Below are 16,333 nucleotides of genomic sequence, written 5' to 3'. Positions count from 1 at the left end.
CACGAGCGGTGCGCCCCCTCTCCCCGTTCTTACGGGGAGAGGGTCGGGGTGAGGGGCAGCCCCACCCACCGACGGTGCGGAGAGCCCCCTCACCCGGATTGCATCTTCGATGCGATCCGGCCTCTCCCCGCAGGCGGGGAGAGGCGAGCAGCGAGCAAGCGGCGAATCGGTCGCGTACCAAGCAGATCGCTCTTGGCGTCTGCTGAGATAGAGGATGCAATGTACTCGCCCCAGATCGTCGTGGAGGCGCTGTTGAACGGGCTGATGCTGGGCGCGATCTATGCCTTGATCGCACTCGGTCTCACGCTGATCTATGGCGTGCTGCACATCGTGAATTTCGCCCACGGCGCGCTGCTGACAGTGGCGATGTTCATGGTGTGGCTCGCCTGCGCCCGCTACGGGATGGATCCCTATCTCGCGATCTTGTTCGTTGCGCCCTTCATGTTCGCGCTCGGCTACGCCCTGCAGCGCTTCATCATCGGCCCGGCGAGCCACGGCAAGGACAACGGCATCCTCCTGGTCACCCTGGGCCTGTCCATCATCATCGAGAACGCGCTGCTCGCCGCGTTCCAGTCCGACACCCGCACGATCACCACGGACTATTCGTTCCGCGTCGTCGAGCTCGGCCCGCTCTTGCTGTCGTTCCCCCGTGTCATCGGCTTCGGCGTCACCATCGCCACCACGTTGCTGCTCTGGCTGGTGCTGCACCAGACCGACATCGGCAAGGCCATCCGCGCGGTGGCGAAGGAGAAGCTCGGCGCCGCTCTGGTCGGCATCAGCGTGCCGCATGTCTACGCCATGACCTTTGCGATCGGCTGCGCCTGTCTCGCCGTCGCCGCGGGCCTGCTGATGCCGTCGTTCTACGTCAGCCCGAAGACCGGCGCGGCCTTCGTGCTGGTCGCCTTCACCATCGTCGTGCTCGGCGGCATGGGCTCGATCCCCGGCGCGCTGATCGGAGGGCTCCTGATCGGCGTCGTCGAAGCCGCGTCCAGTCTCTTTCTCGGCGACAGCCTCGGCCAGATCGGCATCTTCCTGATCTTCATCGTCACGCTGCTGGTGCGTCCGACCGGCCTGTTCGGAGCGCGCGCATGACCAGGCCGCGTCTCACCACTCTCGCCGTGATCGTCGTGGCGCTCGCCGTGGTCCCGTTCCTTGGCCTGTCCGGTGCGCTCTTGAACCTGATGATCTTCATGATGATCATCGCGCTGGCGGCGCAGGGCTGGAACATCCTCGGCGGCTATGCCGGGCTGTCGTCGTTCGGCCACGCCGCCTTTTTCGGCGCGGGCGCCTACGCGATGGCCGTTCTGCAGACCCGCTTCGGCGTCAACGCCTGGATCGCGCTCGTCATCGGCATCGCGCTCGGCGCGCTGGTCGGCGCCGCCATCGGCTTCCTCAGCTTCCGCTCCGGCCTGAAGGGCTCGTATTTCGCGCTGATCACCTTGGCCTTCGCCGAGGTCGCCCGCATCCTCGCCAACAGCACCAATTTCACCGGCGGCGCCGCCGGCATCCTGCTGAAGCTGCAGACGGGCCTGCCTTACCTGCAGTTCGCCGACCGCCGCTATTTCCTGCTGATCGCGCTCGGCTTCGTTGCGATCGGCCTGCTCGTGAGCTGGTGGCTGGAGCATTCGCGTTTCGGCGCCTATCTCGTCGCGCTGCGCGAGAACGAGCAGGCGGCGCAGGCGCTCGGCGTCGACGTGTTCGTGGTCAAGATGAAGGCGATCGCGATCTCCGGCGCGCTGACGGCCGCCGCCGGCTGCCTCTATGCGCAGAACTACCTGTTCATCGACGCCAATGTCGCGTTCGGCTCGTGGATCTCGATCGAGGCACTGTTCGCAGCCATCGTCGGCGGCTCCGGCACCGTGCTCGGGCCGCTGGTCGGCGCGATCGTGCTGCTGGGACTGGGTGAGCTCACCAAGAGCGTGTCCGGCGGCATTCCCGGCATGGATCTCCTGGTGTTCGGCGTCATCCTGGTGCTGTCGGTGGCGTTCTCGCCGAACGGCCTGGTCATGCTGATGAAGAGCCTCGGCCTGCGTGCGCCGACGGCGAAGGAGGCGTGATGCTCGAGGTCAAGTCCCTCACCAAGCGCTTCTCCGGTCTCGTCGCGGTCGACCAGGCCTCGCTGTCGGTTGCCAAGGGCTCGATCACTGGCCTGATCGGCCCGAACGGCGCCGGCAAGACGACGCTGTTCGCGATGGTCGCCGGCTTCCTGCAGCCCGATGGCGGCTCAGTCAGTTATGACGGCCGCGACATCACGGCGCTTGCCCCGCATGTCCGGGCGCGCGCGGGCATCGCGCGGACCTTCCAGATCGTGCAGCCGTTCGAAGGGCTGAACGTGCAGGAGAACATCGCGGTCGGCGCCTATCTGCACACGCCCGATGCCAGGGAGGCGATGAAGGAAGCGGCTGAGATCGCGAAGCGCGTCGGCCTCGGCGCCGACCTCGCCAAGGCGTCGTCCGATCTCACCGTCGCCGGCCGCAAACGTCTCGAAGTGGCGCGCGCGCTCGCGACCAGGCCGAAGCTGTTGTTGCTCGACGAGGTGCTGGCCGGACTCAACCCCTCGGAAATCCGCGACGTGCTGCCGCTGGTGCGCGACATCCGCGACCAGGGCGTCACCATCCTGATGATCGAGCACATCATGCAGGCCGTGATGAATCTCTGCGACAAGGTCTATGTGCTGTCGCAGGGTCGCATGATCGCCGAGGGCGAGCCGAGGGCCGTCTGCGAGGACCCGCAGGTGATCGAAGCCTATCTCGGCCATGGTGCGGCCGAACGTCTGCGCGCGGAGCAGGCCCATGCTTGAGGTCCGCGATCTCCGCGCCGGCTACGGCGGAACCGAAGTGCTGCGCGGCGTCAGCTTTGACGTCAACGCCGGCGAAGTCGTCGCCGTGCTCGGCTCCAACGGCGTCGGCAAGACGACCTTGAACAAGGTGCTCTCGGGCGTCGTGCCTGCCACCGCCGGCACCATCCGCTTCAACGGCGCGGCGCTGGAGCAAGCCGCTGCGCCCGACATCGTCACCGCGGGCCTGATCCACGTGCCCGAGGGCCGCAAGATCTTCCCGAATCTGTCGGTGCGCGAGAACCTCGAGCTCGGTGCCTATCGCCGGCCGCGGCGTGGGCGCGGCGAGCGCATCGAGCAGATCTACGCGACCTTCCCGAAGCTGAAGCAGCGCGCGCGGCAATATGCCGGCACGCTGTCCGGCGGCGAGCAGCAGATGCTGGCGATCGGCCGCGGCCTGATGGGCGAGCCGAAGCTGCTCATCCTCGACGAGCCGTCGCTCGGCCTGTCGCCGCTGATGGTGGAAGAAATGTTCGCGCTGATCGCACGGCTCGCGGCCTCCGGCCTCGCGATCATGCTGGTCGAGCAGAACGTCGTGCAGTCGCTGGAACTCGCCGGCCGCGCCTACATCATGGAGAACGGCATCATCACGCTCTCCGGCCAGGCCTCCGAGCTGAAATCCAATGCCGAGCTGAAGCGCGCCTATCTCGGTCTCTGACCACGGCTTCAGCGATTAGTTGAGACAAACAAGGAAACGACAATGAGCCTGAGATCCACTCTGGCATCAGCCGAGCCGACGATCGCGCCCGGCGTGTACGACGCGCTGACCGCAAGCATCGCCGCCGAGGCCGGCTTCAAGGCGCTGTATCTGACCGGCGCCGGCATCGCCTATACCAAGCTCGGCCGTCCCGACATCGGCCTGGTGTCGATGATGGAGGTCGCCGACACCATCGCCATGATCCGCGACCGCGTCGAGACCCCTCTCGTCGTCGATGGCGACACCGGCTTCGGCAATGCGCTCAACGTGCAGCGCACGATCCGGCTGTTCGAGCGCATGGGCGCCTCCGCGATCCAGCTCGAAGACCAGACCACGCCGAAGCGCTGCGGCCATCTGACCGACAAGACCGTGATCAGCGCCGGCGAGATGGTCGGCAAGATCAAGGCCGCGCTCGATGCGCGCCAGTCGGCCGAGACGCTGATCGTCGCGCGCACCGATGCGCTGGCGATCGAAGGCATGGAGGCCGCGATCGAACGCGCCGAGCGCTATGCCGAGGCCGGCGCCGACGTGCTGTTCGTCGAGGCGCCGAAGAGCAGCGAGCAATTGTCGGCCATCGCCGGCCGGCTCGCCTCGAAGCGGCCGCTGCTCGCCAACATGGTCGAGGGCGGCTCGACGCCGATCCATGCGGCGTCAGAACTCGGCGCGCTCGGCTTCAAGCTCGTGATCTTCCCCGGCGGCATCGTGCGCGCGCTCGCCTTCTCGGCGCGGGCCTACTATCAGTCGCTGGCGCAGGCCGGCTCGACCAAACCGTTCGCCGACCGCATGCTGGATTTCGCCGGACTCAACGCGATGCTCGGCACGGCCGACATCCTGGCGAATGGCGCCCGCTACGCCGCTGAAGACGAAGGGACGCGGGCATGACCACGCTGGATCCAATCACGCTCGCGGTGCTGAAGGGGCGGCTGGAGCAGATCGCCGACGAGATGGACGCGACCTTGTATCGCTCGGCGTTCAACCCGACGATTGCCGAGGCTCGCGATGCCTGCCACGGCATCTATCACGCCACGACGGGCGATACGCTGGTGCAGGGCCAGGGCGGCCTGCCGATCTTCGTCGGCGCGATGGCCTTCGCCGTGCGCGCCGTCATCGCCAAGGTCGAGAAGGAGGGCGGGCTCGAGGAGGGCGACACCTTCATCTTCAACGACCCGTATGACGGCGGCACCCATCTCAACGACTTCCGCCTGGTGCGTCCGGTGTTCCGCGACAACAGTGTGTTCTGCTGGATCGCGTCGGTCGGCCACTGGCTCGACATCGGCGGCAACGTCGCCGGCGGCTACAATCCGAAGGCGGTCGAAAGCTTCCAGGAAGGCATGCGCATTCCCCCCGTGAAGCTGATCGCCGCGGGACGCATGAACCACGACATCCTCGGCATCATCGAAGCGAATTCGCGCGTGCCGATGTCGAACTGGGGCGATCTCAACGGTCAGCTCAACGCGCTCGATCTCGGCGAACGCCGCCTGCGCACGCTGCTCGACGATTACGGCGACAAGACCGTCTCCGATGCGTTCGAGGCGTTCTCCGACCGTGCCGAAACGCTGATGCGCGCCGCGATCGCGTCGCTGCCGGACGGCGTCTATTCGTTCGAGGACGTGCTCGACAATGACGGCATCGTCGATCTGCCGCTGACGGTCGCGCTCGACGTCACCATCGCCGGCGAGACGATGACGCTCGACTTCACCCGCTCGTCGGCGGCGTGCAAGGGCCCGATCAACATCTCGCGCTCGACCACGATCGCGGCCTGCTACGTGGCGCTGAAGCACGTGTTCACCGACGTGCCCGCCAATGCCGGCTGCCTGCGGCCGATCTCGTTCGCGATCACCGATGGCTCGCTGCTGGCGGCAGGTCCGCCGAAGCCGGTCGCCGGCTACACCGAGACCATCCTGCGCCTGATCGGCGTCGTGCTCGGCGCGCTCGCCAAGGCCGATCCGTCGCGCGCGACCGCCGCGCCATTCGGCACCATCAACGCGCTGTCGATCGCGGGCCATCGCAAGGACAACAGCCGTTTCGTGATGTTCTCGTTCTTCGGCGGTGGCCTTGGCGGCAATCCCGCGACCGACGGCCTCAACCACGCCAACAACCCGATCTCGACCGCGACCATTCCGCCCGTGGAAATTCTCGAAGCAGCCTATCCCGTCATGTTCACGCAATGGGCGCTCCGCCCGGATTCCGCCGGCGCCGGCACGCATCGCGGCGGCGTCGGTGCGGTCTACGAAGTCGAGTTGCTGGCCGATGCCGACGTCGCGCTGCTCGGCGAGCGCGGCAAGGCGGCGCCGTTCGGCGTCGCCGGCGGCGGCAGTGCTGCGCTCAATCATTTCGCCTGGCAGACGGAGCAGGGCGAGGCGAGCCCGCCGATGGTGTCCAAGATCACCGATCTGCATCTGAAGGCAGGCAAGCGCGTGCGGCTTGAAACGCCTGGAGGTGGCGGATGGGGACCGCCGGAGGCGCGGCCCGTCGTTGATGTTGCACATGACGTCGCGCTCGGCTTCGTCTCGCCGACGCAGGCGCGCGAGGTCTACAAGGTCGCTGTAAAGGCGGACGGCGCGGTCGATGAAGCCGCCACGCGCACGCTTCGCGCGGGAGGTGCGGCATGAGCAAGCTCGGGACCATCGTCGGCGTCGATGTAGGCGGCACCTTCACCGATCTGTTCTATTTCGACGAGGCGAAGCGCAGCTTCCGCACCAACAAGGTGCCGTCGAACCGCGGCGACGAGGCCGTCGGCTTCCTCGAAGGCCTGCAAGGGTTTGGCGCGGTCTCGCATCTCACCTCGATCGTGCACGGCACGACGGTCGGCACCAATGCGCTGCTGGAACGCAAGGGTGCGCGCATCGGCCTGATCACCACGCGGGGCTTCCGCGACGTGCTGGAGATGCGCCGCCGCGACCGCCGCAACACCTGGGGCCTGTGGGGCGACTTCGTGCCTGTGGTCGAGCGCGACATGCGCGCCGAGGTCGACGAGCGCGTGCTGTCGGACGGCACCATCCGCACCGCCGTCGATGTCGCGCAGGTCGAGGCGACCGCGCGCGAGCTCTTGGCCAAGGGCGCGCAGGCGCTAGCGATCGTGTTCGTCAACGCCTTCGCCAATCCGGACAATGAGCGCCGCGCGCTCGAAGCCGTGCAGGCGATCTGGCCGAACGACAATGTCGCCTGCTCCAGCCAGATCCTGCCGGAGATTCGCGAGTTCGAGCGGACCTCGACAACGGCGCTCAACGCCTATCTGCAGCCGGTGGTCGGCTCCTATTTGCAGAAGCTGCAGAATGCGCTCGCCGGCGAGGCGTTCGACGGCCGCTTCCACATCGTGCAGTCCAATGGCGGCGTGATGTCGACGGATGCGGCGCGGCGCTTCCCGATCCGCACTGCATTGTCCGGCCCCGCGGCCGGCGTCATCGCCGCGGCGGAGATCGCCAAGGCGGCGGGATTCCCCAACGTCATCACCGGCGATCTCGGCGGCACCTCGTTCGACGTCTCGCTGGTGGTCGATGGCGCGACCTCGCTGGCGGCGCAGACCACGATCGATTTCGGCCTCGTCGTGCGCACGCCGATGATCGAGATCACCACCATCGGCGCCGGCGGCGGCTCGATCGCCCATGTCGATGCAGGCGGCCTGTTGCAGGTCGGCCCGGAGAGCGCCGGCTCGCGACCCGGTCCGGTGTGCTATGGCGGCGGCAACGACCGGCCGACGCTCACCGACGCCAACGTCGTGCTCGGCCGCATCAATGCGGACAGGCCGATCGGCGGCAAGCTGAAGGCGCTCGATGTCGAGGCCGCCAAGCGCGCCATCGCCAGGCATGTCGGCGAGCCGCTCGGCCTTGGCGTCATGGAAGCGGCGGAAGCAATCGTGCGCATTGCCGACAGCAAGATGGCGGGCGCGATCAGGCTGATGTCGATCGAGCGCGGCCATGATCCGGCGCGCTTCGCGGCGGTGCCGTTCGGCGGCGGCGGCGCGCTGCACGTCTCGGCGCTGATCAAGGATGTTGGACTCAAGGCGGCGCTGGTGCCGCGCTATCCCGGCGTCACCTCGGCGCTCGGCTGCGTCATCGCCGACATCCGCCACGACCAGGTGCAGACGCTCAACATGTTCGTCGACGGCCTCGACATCGCGGCGCTGACGCGCTGGATGCTGTCCGAGGCCGAGCATGCGCAGGGCGTCGTCAAGGACGCGCGGCTCGCGGTCGAGCGCATCGACACGCTGTTCGAGCTCGACATGCACTATGTCGGCCAGACCCACACCATCCGCGCGACCTTGCCGGCCGAGATCCGCGACGGCGCCATCGCGTTGACGGTCGATGACGTGCGCAAGGCGTTCGAGACGGCCTATCAGAAGAGCTTCAGCCGGCTGCTGCCGGGCGTGCCGATCAAGATCGTCAACCTGCGCACGGCGGCGATCGGCGTGCGTCCGCGCTTCGACCTCGCAACGCTCGCGCCTGACAGTAGCTCCGATCTCGGCAGGGCGAAGCTCGGCAGCCGGAACGCTTGGTTCGATGGCCAATGGTGGGACACGGCGATCTACGCCCGGCTCGATCTGCCTGTCGGCACCGAGGTCGCGGGCCCCGCGATCCTCGAGCAGCCGGATGCGACGACGGTGATCGCGCCCGGCTTCAAGGCGCGGGTGGACCAGTTCGGCAACGTCATCGTGGAGCGGACATGAGCGATCACAACATCCCGGCCGCGCAGAGCGCGCTGCTGATCGTCGATCTGCAGAACGACTTCCTCGATCCCAAGGGCGCCTATGGCCGCGCCGGCCAGACGGCGGCGGACATCGCCGCGCTGCCGCCACGGCTGAAGCCGTTCGCGGATCTGATGCGGTCCAAGGGCGGCTTCGTGATCTCGACGCAGTTCACCTTGGTGCCCGGCAAGGGCGGCGAGCCGATGATCTCGCCGCATCTGAAGCAGCTGCGGCCGTTCCTGGCCAAGGGCGATTTCCTGCCGGGCGCCTGGGGCCATCAGCTCGTCGACCTGCTGCAGCCCACCGACGTCACGATCGAGAAGATCGCGTACTCGGCCTTCTACATGACGCGACTCGAATGGGTGCTGCGCAAATGCGGCATCGAAAAGCTGTATGTCGCCGGCATCGTCACCAATGGCGGCGTCGCCTCGACGGTGCGCGATGCGCATATCCGCGACTTCGAGACGGTGGTTCTGGAAGACGGCTGCGCGGCGTTCACCGCGGAGACGCATGCGACCGCAATCGCGGCGCTGAAGCCGGTCTGCCGTGTTGCCTCGATCGCGGAGGCGATGACGGAACTGGCGGCGTCATGAGCTCGGTCGAGACGATCGACCGCACGCTCGAGTTCTCGGTCGATTGCCTGATCATCGGCGCCGGCGCGGCGGGACTCGTCGCGGCGCTGTCGGCGATCGAGAACGGCGAGAGCGTGCTGGTGCTGGAGCGCGATGCCGTGCCGCAGGGCTCGACGGCGCTGTCGGCCGGACTCATTCCAGCGGCAAGCACGCGCTGGCAGACGGCGCTCGGTATCGACGACAGCCCCGCGCGCTTCGCCGCGGACATCATGCACAAGGCGCATGATGAACCGGATGCTGTGCTGGTGAAGCTGGTCACGACGACGATCGGTCCGACGCTCGAATGGCTTGCCGACCGGCATCAACTACCGTTCTCGTTGGTCGATAACTTCACCTATCCCGGCCATTCGCGCTATCGCATGCACGGCCTGCCGAGCCGCGCCGGGCGTGAACTGATCGACCGGCTGCGCACCGCCGCCGAGGCGGCGAGCATTGATATCCTCTGCGATGCACATGCGACGACCTTGCTGGTCGATCGCGCGCAGCGCATCGTCGGGATGCGCTTCACGCGGCCCGATGGCAGCAGCGACGAGATCGGCTGCCGCCGCCTGATCCTCGCTTGCAGCGGCTATGGCGGCAATCCGGTGCTGGTCGCCCGGCACATCCCCGACCTGGCGAGCGCCACCTATTTCGGCCACGTCGGCAACCAGGGCGATGCGCTTGTTTGGGGCGAGCAGCTCGGCGCGGCGACGCGCCATCTCGGCGGTCATCAGGGCCACGGTTCTGTCGCGCATCCCGCCGGCATTCTCATCAGTTGGGCCACCATCACCGAGGGCGGCTTCCAGGTGAACGCCAACGGCGAGCGTTTCTCCAACGAGGCCTCGGGCTATTCCGAACAGGCGGCCAACGTGCTCGCGCAGCCGAACGGAATCGCCTGGACCATTTTCGACGCGCGCATCGCCGGCATCGCCGCGCAGTTCGAGGATTTTCGCAACGCCGTCGCGCATGGCACGGTGCTCGAAGCTGAGGACATCGCGAGCCTCGCGGCGGCCATGCGTGTGCCGGTCGACGCGCTCGAAGCAACCATCGCGGAGGTCGCGGCCGCGAAGTCGGAGCAGCGCACCGACCGCTTCGGCCGCAGGTTCGCCGGCGTGCCGCAACTCGCGTCGCCCTATCGCGCCGTGAAGGTCACCGGCGCGCTGTTCCACACCCAAGGCGGCCTCGTCATCGACGACCACGCGCGCGTGCTGCGCGAGGACGGCACCGCGATCGACAATCTGTTCGCGGCCGGCGGCGCCGCCTGCGGCGTGTCCGGCGCCGATGCCTCCGGCTATCTCTCGGGCAACGGCCTGCTCACGGCCGTCGCGCTCGGCCGCGTGGCAGGGCTGGCGCGCTGAGCTATCGCCGCGCGGCCTGCCAGCGCAGCAGCCGGCTTTCGGCGGCGCCCATCGCGAGCGCGGTGACGTAGCCGATCACGCCGAGCAGCATGACGCCGGCGAACAGGTCGGCGGAGCGGAACGCGCGGGCCGAGAGCAGCACCCATTGGCCGAGGCCGTCGAGGCCGGCCAGCATCTCGCAGACGACGGCAAGGATCAGCGCCACCGTGAGGCTCAGCCGCATGCCGGCGAGGATGTCGGGCGCCGCCGACGGCAGCGCAATCTTGACGATGACCGCGAGTCGCGACATGTGCAGCACCCGCGCGACCTCATAGAGCCGCGGCTCGACCGCGGCGAAGCCGTGGATGGTGCCGAGCAGCAGCGGCCACAGCGAGCCGAACGCGATCACGAACAGCGCCATGCCCTGCGACAGGCCGAGCGCCGCGATCGCGACCGGAATGATCGCCGACACCGGCAGCGGCCGCAGCAGCTCCAGCGTCGGCGCAACGTAGAGGCGCATCGCCCTGGACGAGCCGATCATCGCGCCGAGCGCGATGCCGGCGATCGAGGCAAGCAGCCAGCCATAGGCCATGTGCGCCAGCGTTCCCACGAGCTTGGCCAGCAGATCTCCGCTCGTGAATCCGCGCATCAGCGAGGCCCAGGCGCGATCCGGGCCCGGCAGGAACACGGGCGACACCCAACGCTGGTCGGCCGCGACTTGCCAAAGCGCGATGACACAAGCCGCGACGACGAAGCTGGCGAAGCGCCAGCCGAGGACCGACCATCTCATCCGCCGTCTCCGATCAGGGCCGCGCGGCCGAACAGCGTCGTCTGCGCGGCCATCAGCGCGGTGTTGAGCACGAAGCCGGTGATGCCGATCCACACCAGATAGGCCAGCATCAGGTCCGGCCGCAGCGCCTGCTGCGCGGTCATGATGCCGGCGCCAAGGCCGAGCGGGTTGATCGCGATCTCCACCGTGACGGCGACGATCAGCGCGATGCCGGCGGCGAGCCGGAAGGCGAGGAAGATGCGGGGCAGGGCGGCGGGAATGACAATCTTCCTGACACGGTCGAGCTGCGTCAGCCGCAGCACGCGGGCCACCTCGATCAGCCGCGGCTCGATGCCGCCGACCGCGGCGCGCGTCATGATCAGCACCGGCCAGACGCAGGCGAAGGCGACGATCGCGATCTCCATGCGATAGCCGAAGCCGAGCGCGATCAGCGCGATCGGCAGCAGTGCCACCGACGGGATCGGCCTGATGGCCTCGATCGTCACCTCCATCAGCCGGTTGAGGATGTGCGAGAGGCCGAGCGCAAGGCCGAGCACGAGGCCGATGGCGCCGCCGATGATGAGGCCGGCGAACGCCGACGCGAGCGTGTCACGTGTCGCGATCAGCAGCGAGCCGTCGGTCAGCGCGCCCGCAAGCGCGAGCGCGATCGCGCTCGGCGGCGCCAGCGAGTCGCTCTGCACGGCCGCAAGCCGCATCCCCGCCTCGAATGCGAGCAAGGCCGCGAGCGGCAGCAGCACCGGCTTGATGCGCTCCGGCATGCTCATTCGCTCGCCTTGATGAAGTCGAACAGCGCACGGCGCAGCCGCAGGAATTCCGGATGCTCCCGCGTCGCCAGCTGGTCGCGCGGCCGCGGCAGGTCGACCGTCAATTCCAGGCCGACGCGGCCGGGATGCGGCAGCAGGCCGACGACGCGGTCGCCAAGATAGATCGCCTCTTCCAGATCATGCGTGACGAACACCACGGTGGCGCCGGTCGAGGCGACCAGCGCCAGCATCTCGTCCTGCAGGCCCTGCCGCGTCATCGCATCGAGCGCGCCGAACGGTTCGTCCATCAGCAGCACTTTCGGATCCTGGGCGAGGCAGCGCGCGATCTGCAGCCGCTGCTGCATGCCGCCCGACATCTCCGTCGGATACTTCGCCGCATGGCCGGCGAGCCCGACCTTGGCCAGCAGCTCGGTGATGCGCGCCTCGCGCTGCTGCGCGCGCATGCCGATCGTCTCCAGCGCCAGCGAGATGTTGCCGGCTGCGGTGCGCCACGGCAGCAGCGCCTTGCCGTAGTCCTGGAACACGACCGCGATCTCGCGGCGGGGCGCGCGCATCGGCTCGCCCTCGAAGCGCACGCTGCCGCCCGTCGGCTGATACAGCCCGGCCGCGAGCCGCAGCGCCGTGGTCTTGCCGCAGCCGGAGGCGCCGACCACGCACAGGATCTCGCCGGCCGCGACCTCCAGGCTGATCGTGTCGATGATCGCCTTGCCGCCGAGGGTCAGCGCGACATTGTCGAACGCGATCTGCGCGCGCGCAGGCGAGGGAGACGATTGCACCAAAGCGAGGGCAGGCTCTGCCATCTCATGCTCCCTTCGATTGCGGATAGACGATCTCGACGGTGGAGCGCAGGTGCGCCTCGAGCCTCGCCTGGGCGGCCGCGGCGTCGCGGGCGAGTATCAGCTCCGCCAGCGCCTCGTGCTCCCTGATGAAGCCGCTGCCGTCGTCGAAGCTGCGCATCATGACGCGGCGATAGCGATAGGCCTGGTCGTAGAGATCGGAATGCGCGGCGAGCAGGCGGGGTGATCCGCAGGCCTCCAGCAGGGCTGTATGGAACGCCTTGTGCAGCCGGTCGAACTCCGGCGCGCCCTCGCGAAACTCGTTCTGCATGCGCTGGATGTAACGGCGCATCTGATGCAGCGCGGCGATGATGCCGGCCTCCCAGGCATCGCCGCCGTTCTGCATCGCGAGCCGCAGCGCCTCCTTCTCCACCACGGTGCGCATCCGCGTGATGTCGACGAGATCGTCGCGACTGACCTCGGCGACACGAAAGCCGCGCTGGCCGGTGCTGTTGATCAGGCCGCGCGACACCAGCCGCGACAGCCCCTCGCGCAGCGGCGTCGGCCCGATCTCGTAGCGCTTGGCGAGCTCGACGATGCCGAGCCGCGAGCCGGGGGCGAGCGTGCCCGCGACGATGTCGCGCTCGATCAGCGCGGCGGCGCGCTCGCTCAGCGTGTCGCCGCTCGTCGTCTCCGTCTGCAGGATCGGGGTCGGTGCCGTCATCAGTTGAGGATCAGCTTCTTGAGGTCGAGCTTGCCCTGTAGCATCTTCTGCGCCGCCATGATGTCGATCCACCAGGCGAGCTGCTCCGGCTTCAGCACCGGCTCCGCGTAGTTCGGCGTCGTCAGCTTGACCAGGTCGAGTGGCTGCTTGGTGAACTTGGCGATCGCTGCCGAGGCCTTCTCGCGATCGTTGTTGACGATCTGGGCTGCCTCGGCGATGGCCGCGCGGAATTTCTTCACCGTCTCGGGATTCTTGTCCGCCCATTCGCGCGACGCCGCATAGAAGATGATCGGCTCGGTACGGGCGAGCTCGGCGGCATAGCGCGCGCCGACGGTGCCGAGATTGGCGTTGGTCATGCGCATCACGAACGGCTCGGCGGTCAGCACCGCGTCGACGCCGCCGGATTTGATGGTGTCGGCCATGGTCGGGAACGTCACCTCGACGAAGTTCACGCTTTTCGGGTCGACGCCCTTCTCGACCAGCCATTTCACGAACAGCACGTGCAGGAAGGCGCCGATGCCGGGCGCACCGATTTTCTTGCCCTTGAAGTCCTGCGGACTGGTGATGGTGACGCCGTTGCGCACGAAGGCGGCGATGGCGTCGTTCGATGTCTTGTTCATGATCGAGGCGCCGGAGACCGCGACGAGGTCGAGCCCGCCATCAGCCGCCTGCAGGAACACCGTCGAGGTCGGCCCGCCGATCTGGATCGAGTGGGACAGGATGGCGGCGGGAATGTTCGAGTTGATTCCGATCAGCACCATCTCGGCGTCGAGGCCGTGCTTCTTGAACAGGCCCTCATCGACCGCGATCATCGCGGAGGCGCAGTCGGATGTCGCGGTGCAGCCGATCTGGATCTTCTCCGCCTGAGCCGCAGTGGATGTCAGCGCAAACGTCAGCACCGCGCCGACAACAGCATCCATGAGCCGATGACGCATCGTTGACCCCTCCCTGGGCGCCCCGTCCCGGACGCCTCTTGTTTATCGATATTTTGTATGTTTGTATATTTTCAGACAGAACACAAGGGGAGGACGGCGTGAAGCTTGCGACATTTCGAGCCGAGGGCGGAGAGCGGATCGGCATCGTGCACGCCGGCGATTCCAAGCTTTTCGACCTCGCCGGGGCGGCCGATCGTGCCGGCAAGAGCAATCTGGCATTCGCTTCGATGCTGTCGCTGATCGACGCCGGCGATGCCGCGCTCGATGCGGCGCGCGGGCTGTTCGAGCGCTATGGCAGCGATGCGGACCTGTCGCGCGACGTCGCCGGCACGGAGCTGCTCGCGCCGGTGCCGGAGCCACGGCAGATGCGCGACGGCATGTCGTTTCCGCTGCACATCCTGCAGGCGCCGCGGGGGCAGCGGAAGCTTGCAGCACGCCAGCGCGGCGATACCGACGAGCTCGCGCGCATCGATGCCGAGCCGCTCGGCGACTTGCCCGAGGTCTACCGCAAGGTCCCGATCTTCTACATCACCAACCGCTTCAGCGTGCGCGGCCCCAACACGACCGTGAAATGGCCGCGCTACAGCAAGGTGATGGACTACGAGCTGGAGTTCGGCATCATCACCAAGGGGCGGGGCAAGGACATTCCGGCGGCAAAGGCGCGCGACCACATCTTCGGCTTCACCATCTTCAACGACTTCTCCGCGCGCGACACCCAGCGCATCGAGATGGACGGCCGCCTCGGCCCGTCCAAGGGCAAGAGCTTCGACGGCGGCAACGTCATGGGTCCGTGGATCGTGACGCCGGACGAGATCGGCGATCCCTATCGCCTGAAGATGGAGGCGCGCGTCAATGGCGAGGTCCGCTCGCGCGGCGTCAGCGAGGGCATGCTGTTCCCGTTCGAGGAGCTGATCGCCTATATCAGCAAGGACGAGACCTTGATGCCCGGCGAGTTCATCGGCTCCGGCACGGTCGGCAATGGCTGCGGCCTCGAACTCGGCTGGTATCTCGAGCATGGCGACGTGATCGAGCTCGAGGTCGAGAAGATCGGCATCCTGAAGAACAAGGTCGAGCGGCAGGACGTCTGATTCTGCGGCCGACGATAACAACCAAGAAAGATGCAAGAGAGAGGACCCCCATGGCCCGCAAGCTGATCGACATCTCCGTGCCGCTGCAGAACGACGTGCCGGCCGACCCGCCGGGAGCGCACCCGACGATCCAATATATCGACCACCAGCAGGGGCTGCCGCGCATGCTGCAGTTCTTCGACGGGCTGAAGGCCGAGGACCTGCCGGACGGGCAGGGCTGGGCGGTCGAGCAGGTCAATCTCTCGACCCATAACGGCACGCATCTCGACGCGCCCTGGCACTTCCACCCGACGATGAACCGCGGCGAGCGCGCCTGGACCATCGACGAGGTGCCGCTGGAGTGGTGCATGCAGCCAGGTGTGAAGCTCGACTTCCGGCATTTCCCGGACGGCTATGTCGCGACCGCCGCGGACGTCGAGGCCGAATTGAAGCGCATCGGCCACACGCTGTCGCCGCTCGAAATCGTCGTGGTCAATACCGCGGCCGGCGCCCGCTACGGCCAGGCGGACTACGTCAACACAGGCTGCGGCATGGGCTACGAGGCCACCATGTATCTGCTCGAGCGCGGCGTGCGTCTGACCGGCACCGATGCCTGGAGCTGGGACGCGCCGTTCGTGTTCACGGCAAAGAAATACGCCGAGACTCATGATGCCAGCCTGATCTGGGAAGGCCACAAGGCGGGCCGCCACATCGGCTATTGCCATATCGAGAAGCTGCACAATCTGGAGCAGCTGCCGTCCACAGGCTTCACCGTGTCGTGCTTCCCGGTGAAGATCGAGCGGGCGTCCGCGGGATGGACGCGCGCGGTGGCGATCATCGACGGGTGAGCCATCCCGGCTCAGCCCGGACGCTGCAACCTCTCCCCGCCCTTCGCGGGGAGAGGTCGGATGGCGCAGCCATCCGGGTGAGGGGCATGGCACGTGCGAGGCCCCGCTTCCAGGTCCATCGGACGGGTATGCTCGCTCCAAGACGGATGCAAGATTTCTGGACCGAAAAAGCAACACCACCCGCGCCTGTCCGACCGGGCTGATCCCTGACATTTTAGACCGGGCTGATGCCTGACAATATTCCATCATTGGTGGGTTGTCTCC

At 67.5% G+C, this 16,333-nt stretch carries 16 protein-coding genes; 11 read left to right on the top strand and 5 right to left on the bottom strand.

What is annotated here, in order from left to right:
* Positions 1 to 219: 219 nt before the first annotated feature.
* The 9 genes from QX108_RS12580 to QX108_RS12540 are packed head-to-tail and all read left to right on the top strand — an operon-like array spanning position 220 to position 10,186.
* Positions 220 to 1,092, top strand: coding sequence for a branched-chain amino acid ABC transporter permease (locus QX108_RS12580; RefSeq protein ID WP_315718741.1), 873 nt, complete (start codon positions 220 to 222; stop codon positions 1,090 to 1,092).
* The gene (locus tag QX108_RS12575) at positions 1,089 to 2,057 is read left to right on the top strand and encodes a branched-chain amino acid ABC transporter permease (protein WP_315785226.1); all 969 of its coding nucleotides are present in this window, start codon (positions 1,089 to 1,091) and stop codon (positions 2,055 to 2,057) included. Before QX108_RS12580 ends, QX108_RS12575 begins: the two co-directional genes overlap by 4 nt.
* Complete coding sequence (locus tag QX108_RS12570; protein WP_315785223.1) at positions 2,057 to 2,800, top strand: ABC transporter ATP-binding protein; 744 nt, start codon at positions 2,057 to 2,059, stop codon at positions 2,798 to 2,800. Before QX108_RS12575 ends, QX108_RS12570 begins: the two co-directional genes overlap by 1 nt.
* Positions 2,793 to 3,494, top strand: a complete 702-nt coding sequence (locus QX108_RS12565) for an ABC transporter ATP-binding protein (RefSeq protein ID WP_315785219.1) — start codon at positions 2,793 to 2,795, stop codon at positions 3,492 to 3,494. The genes QX108_RS12570 and QX108_RS12565 overlap by 8 nt, the downstream gene beginning before the upstream one ends.
* 42 nt (positions 3,495 to 3,536) lie before the next feature.
* Positions 3,537 to 4,415 carry an isocitrate lyase/PEP mutase family protein gene (locus tag QX108_RS12560; protein ID WP_315785217.1) on the top strand — a complete coding sequence of 293 codons (879 nt, stop codon included), beginning with the start codon at positions 3,537 to 3,539 and terminating at the stop codon, positions 4,413 to 4,415.
* A complete protein-coding gene (locus QX108_RS12555) occupies positions 4,412 to 6,145 on the top strand; it encodes a hydantoinase B/oxoprolinase family protein (protein WP_315785214.1) in 1,734 nt (577 codons plus the stop codon). Before QX108_RS12560 ends, QX108_RS12555 begins: the two co-directional genes overlap by 4 nt.
* The gene (locus QX108_RS12550; protein WP_315785211.1) at positions 6,142 to 8,199 is read left to right on the top strand and encodes a hydantoinase/oxoprolinase family protein; all 2,058 of its coding nucleotides are present in this window, start codon (positions 6,142 to 6,144) and stop codon (positions 8,197 to 8,199) included. Before QX108_RS12555 ends, QX108_RS12550 begins: the two co-directional genes overlap by 4 nt.
* Positions 8,196 to 8,810, top strand: a complete 615-nt coding sequence (locus QX108_RS12545) for a cysteine hydrolase (protein WP_315785208.1) — start codon at positions 8,196 to 8,198, stop codon at positions 8,808 to 8,810. Before QX108_RS12550 ends, QX108_RS12545 begins: the two co-directional genes overlap by 4 nt.
* Positions 8,807 to 10,186, top strand: coding sequence for an FAD-dependent oxidoreductase (locus QX108_RS12540; protein WP_315785205.1), 1,380 nt, complete (start codon positions 8,807 to 8,809; stop codon positions 10,184 to 10,186). The genes QX108_RS12545 and QX108_RS12540 overlap by 4 nt, the downstream gene beginning before the upstream one ends.
* A gap of 1 nt (position 10,187) precedes the next feature.
* Here QX108_RS12540 and QX108_RS12535 read toward each other — a convergent pair whose 3' ends face one another.
* From QX108_RS12535 to QX108_RS12515, 5 genes are read right to left on the bottom strand one after another with little or no spacing between them, the layout of a single operon-like run.
* Positions 10,188 to 10,955: an ABC transporter permease gene (locus tag QX108_RS12535; RefSeq protein ID WP_315785202.1), complete on the bottom strand. Its 768-nt coding sequence runs from the start codon at positions 10,953 to 10,955 to the stop codon at positions 10,188 to 10,190.
* Positions 10,952 to 11,719, bottom strand: coding sequence for an ABC transporter permease (locus tag QX108_RS12530; protein WP_315785199.1), 768 nt, complete (start codon positions 11,717 to 11,719; stop codon positions 10,952 to 10,954). The genes QX108_RS12535 and QX108_RS12530 overlap by 4 nt, the downstream gene beginning before the upstream one ends.
* The gene (locus QX108_RS12525; RefSeq protein WP_315718752.1) at positions 11,716 to 12,519 is read right to left on the bottom strand and encodes an ABC transporter ATP-binding protein; all 804 of its coding nucleotides are present in this window, start codon (positions 12,517 to 12,519) and stop codon (positions 11,716 to 11,718) included. The genes QX108_RS12530 and QX108_RS12525 overlap by 4 nt, the downstream gene beginning before the upstream one ends.
* A 1-nt stretch (position 12,520) precedes the next feature.
* Positions 12,521 to 13,219, bottom strand: coding sequence for a GntR family transcriptional regulator (locus QX108_RS12520; protein ID WP_315785195.1), 699 nt, complete (start codon positions 13,217 to 13,219; stop codon positions 12,521 to 12,523).
* The gene (locus QX108_RS12515; protein ID WP_315785192.1) at positions 13,219 to 14,154 is read right to left on the bottom strand and encodes an ABC transporter substrate-binding protein; all 936 of its coding nucleotides are present in this window, start codon (positions 14,152 to 14,154) and stop codon (positions 13,219 to 13,221) included. The genes QX108_RS12520 and QX108_RS12515 overlap by 1 nt, the downstream gene beginning before the upstream one ends.
* Before the next feature lie 98 nt (positions 14,155 to 14,252).
* Here QX108_RS12515 and QX108_RS12510 point away from each other — a divergent pair, with 98 nt between their 5' ends.
* The gene (locus tag QX108_RS12510; RefSeq protein WP_315785189.1) at positions 14,253 to 15,242 is read left to right on the top strand and encodes a fumarylacetoacetate hydrolase family protein; all 990 of its coding nucleotides are present in this window, start codon (positions 14,253 to 14,255) and stop codon (positions 15,240 to 15,242) included.
* Between the two features lie 50 nt (positions 15,243 to 15,292).
* A complete protein-coding gene (locus tag QX108_RS12505) occupies positions 15,293 to 16,069 on the top strand; it encodes a cyclase family protein (RefSeq protein WP_315785186.1) in 777 nt (258 codons plus the stop codon).
* Positions 16,070 to 16,333 lie beyond the last annotated feature (264 nt).

The sequence above is a fragment of the Bradyrhizobium sp. SZCCHNR1002 genome (genome assembly GCF_032381435.1).
GTDB lineage: Bacteria > Pseudomonadota > Alphaproteobacteria > Rhizobiales > Xanthobacteraceae > Bradyrhizobium > Bradyrhizobium aeschynomenes.
The sequence above is the reverse complement of the archived record's forward strand: the minus strand, read 5'-3'. Positions and strand labels throughout refer to the sequence as shown.

Bases quoted from the DNA above. Each gene is read 5' to 3' on its own strand.
- QX108_RS12580 (WP_315718741.1), top strand. From the start codon at position 220: ATGTACTCGCCCCAGATCGTCGTGGAGGCGCTGTTGAACGGGCTGATG.
- QX108_RS12575 (WP_315785226.1), top strand. From the start codon at position 1,089: ATGACCAGGCCGCGTCTCACCACTCTCGCCGTGATCGTCGTGGCGCTC.
- QX108_RS12570 (WP_315785223.1), top strand. From the start codon at position 2,057: ATGCTCGAGGTCAAGTCCCTCACCAAGCGCTTCTCCGGTCTCGTCGCG.
- QX108_RS12565 (WP_315785219.1), top strand. From the start codon at position 2,793: ATGCTTGAGGTCCGCGATCTCCGCGCCGGCTACGGCGGAACCGAAGTG.
- QX108_RS12560 (WP_315785217.1), top strand. From the start codon at position 3,537: ATGAGCCTGAGATCCACTCTGGCATCAGCCGAGCCGACGATCGCGCCC.
- QX108_RS12555 (WP_315785214.1), top strand. From the start codon at position 4,412: ATGACCACGCTGGATCCAATCACGCTCGCGGTGCTGAAGGGGCGGCTG.
- QX108_RS12550 (WP_315785211.1), top strand. From the start codon at position 6,142: ATGAGCAAGCTCGGGACCATCGTCGGCGTCGATGTAGGCGGCACCTTC.
- QX108_RS12545 (WP_315785208.1), top strand. From the start codon at position 8,196: ATGAGCGATCACAACATCCCGGCCGCGCAGAGCGCGCTGCTGATCGTC.
- QX108_RS12540 (WP_315785205.1), top strand. From the start codon at position 8,807: ATGAGCTCGGTCGAGACGATCGACCGCACGCTCGAGTTCTCGGTCGAT.
- QX108_RS12535 (WP_315785202.1), bottom strand. From the start codon at position 10,955: ATGAGATGGTCGGTCCTCGGCTGGCGCTTCGCCAGCTTCGTCGTCGCG.
- QX108_RS12530 (WP_315785199.1), bottom strand. From the start codon at position 11,719: ATGAGCATGCCGGAGCGCATCAAGCCGGTGCTGCTGCCGCTCGCGGCC.
- QX108_RS12525 (WP_315718752.1), bottom strand. From the start codon at position 12,519: ATGGCAGAGCCTGCCCTCGCTTTGGTGCAATCGTCTCCCTCGCCTGCG.
- QX108_RS12520 (WP_315785195.1), bottom strand. From the start codon at position 13,219: ATGACGGCACCGACCCCGATCCTGCAGACGGAGACGACGAGCGGCGAC.
- QX108_RS12515 (WP_315785192.1), bottom strand. From the start codon at position 14,154: ATGCGTCATCGGCTCATGGATGCTGTTGTCGGCGCGGTGCTGACGTTT.
- QX108_RS12505 (WP_315785186.1), top strand. From the start codon at position 15,293: ATGGCCCGCAAGCTGATCGACATCTCCGTGCCGCTGCAGAACGACGTG.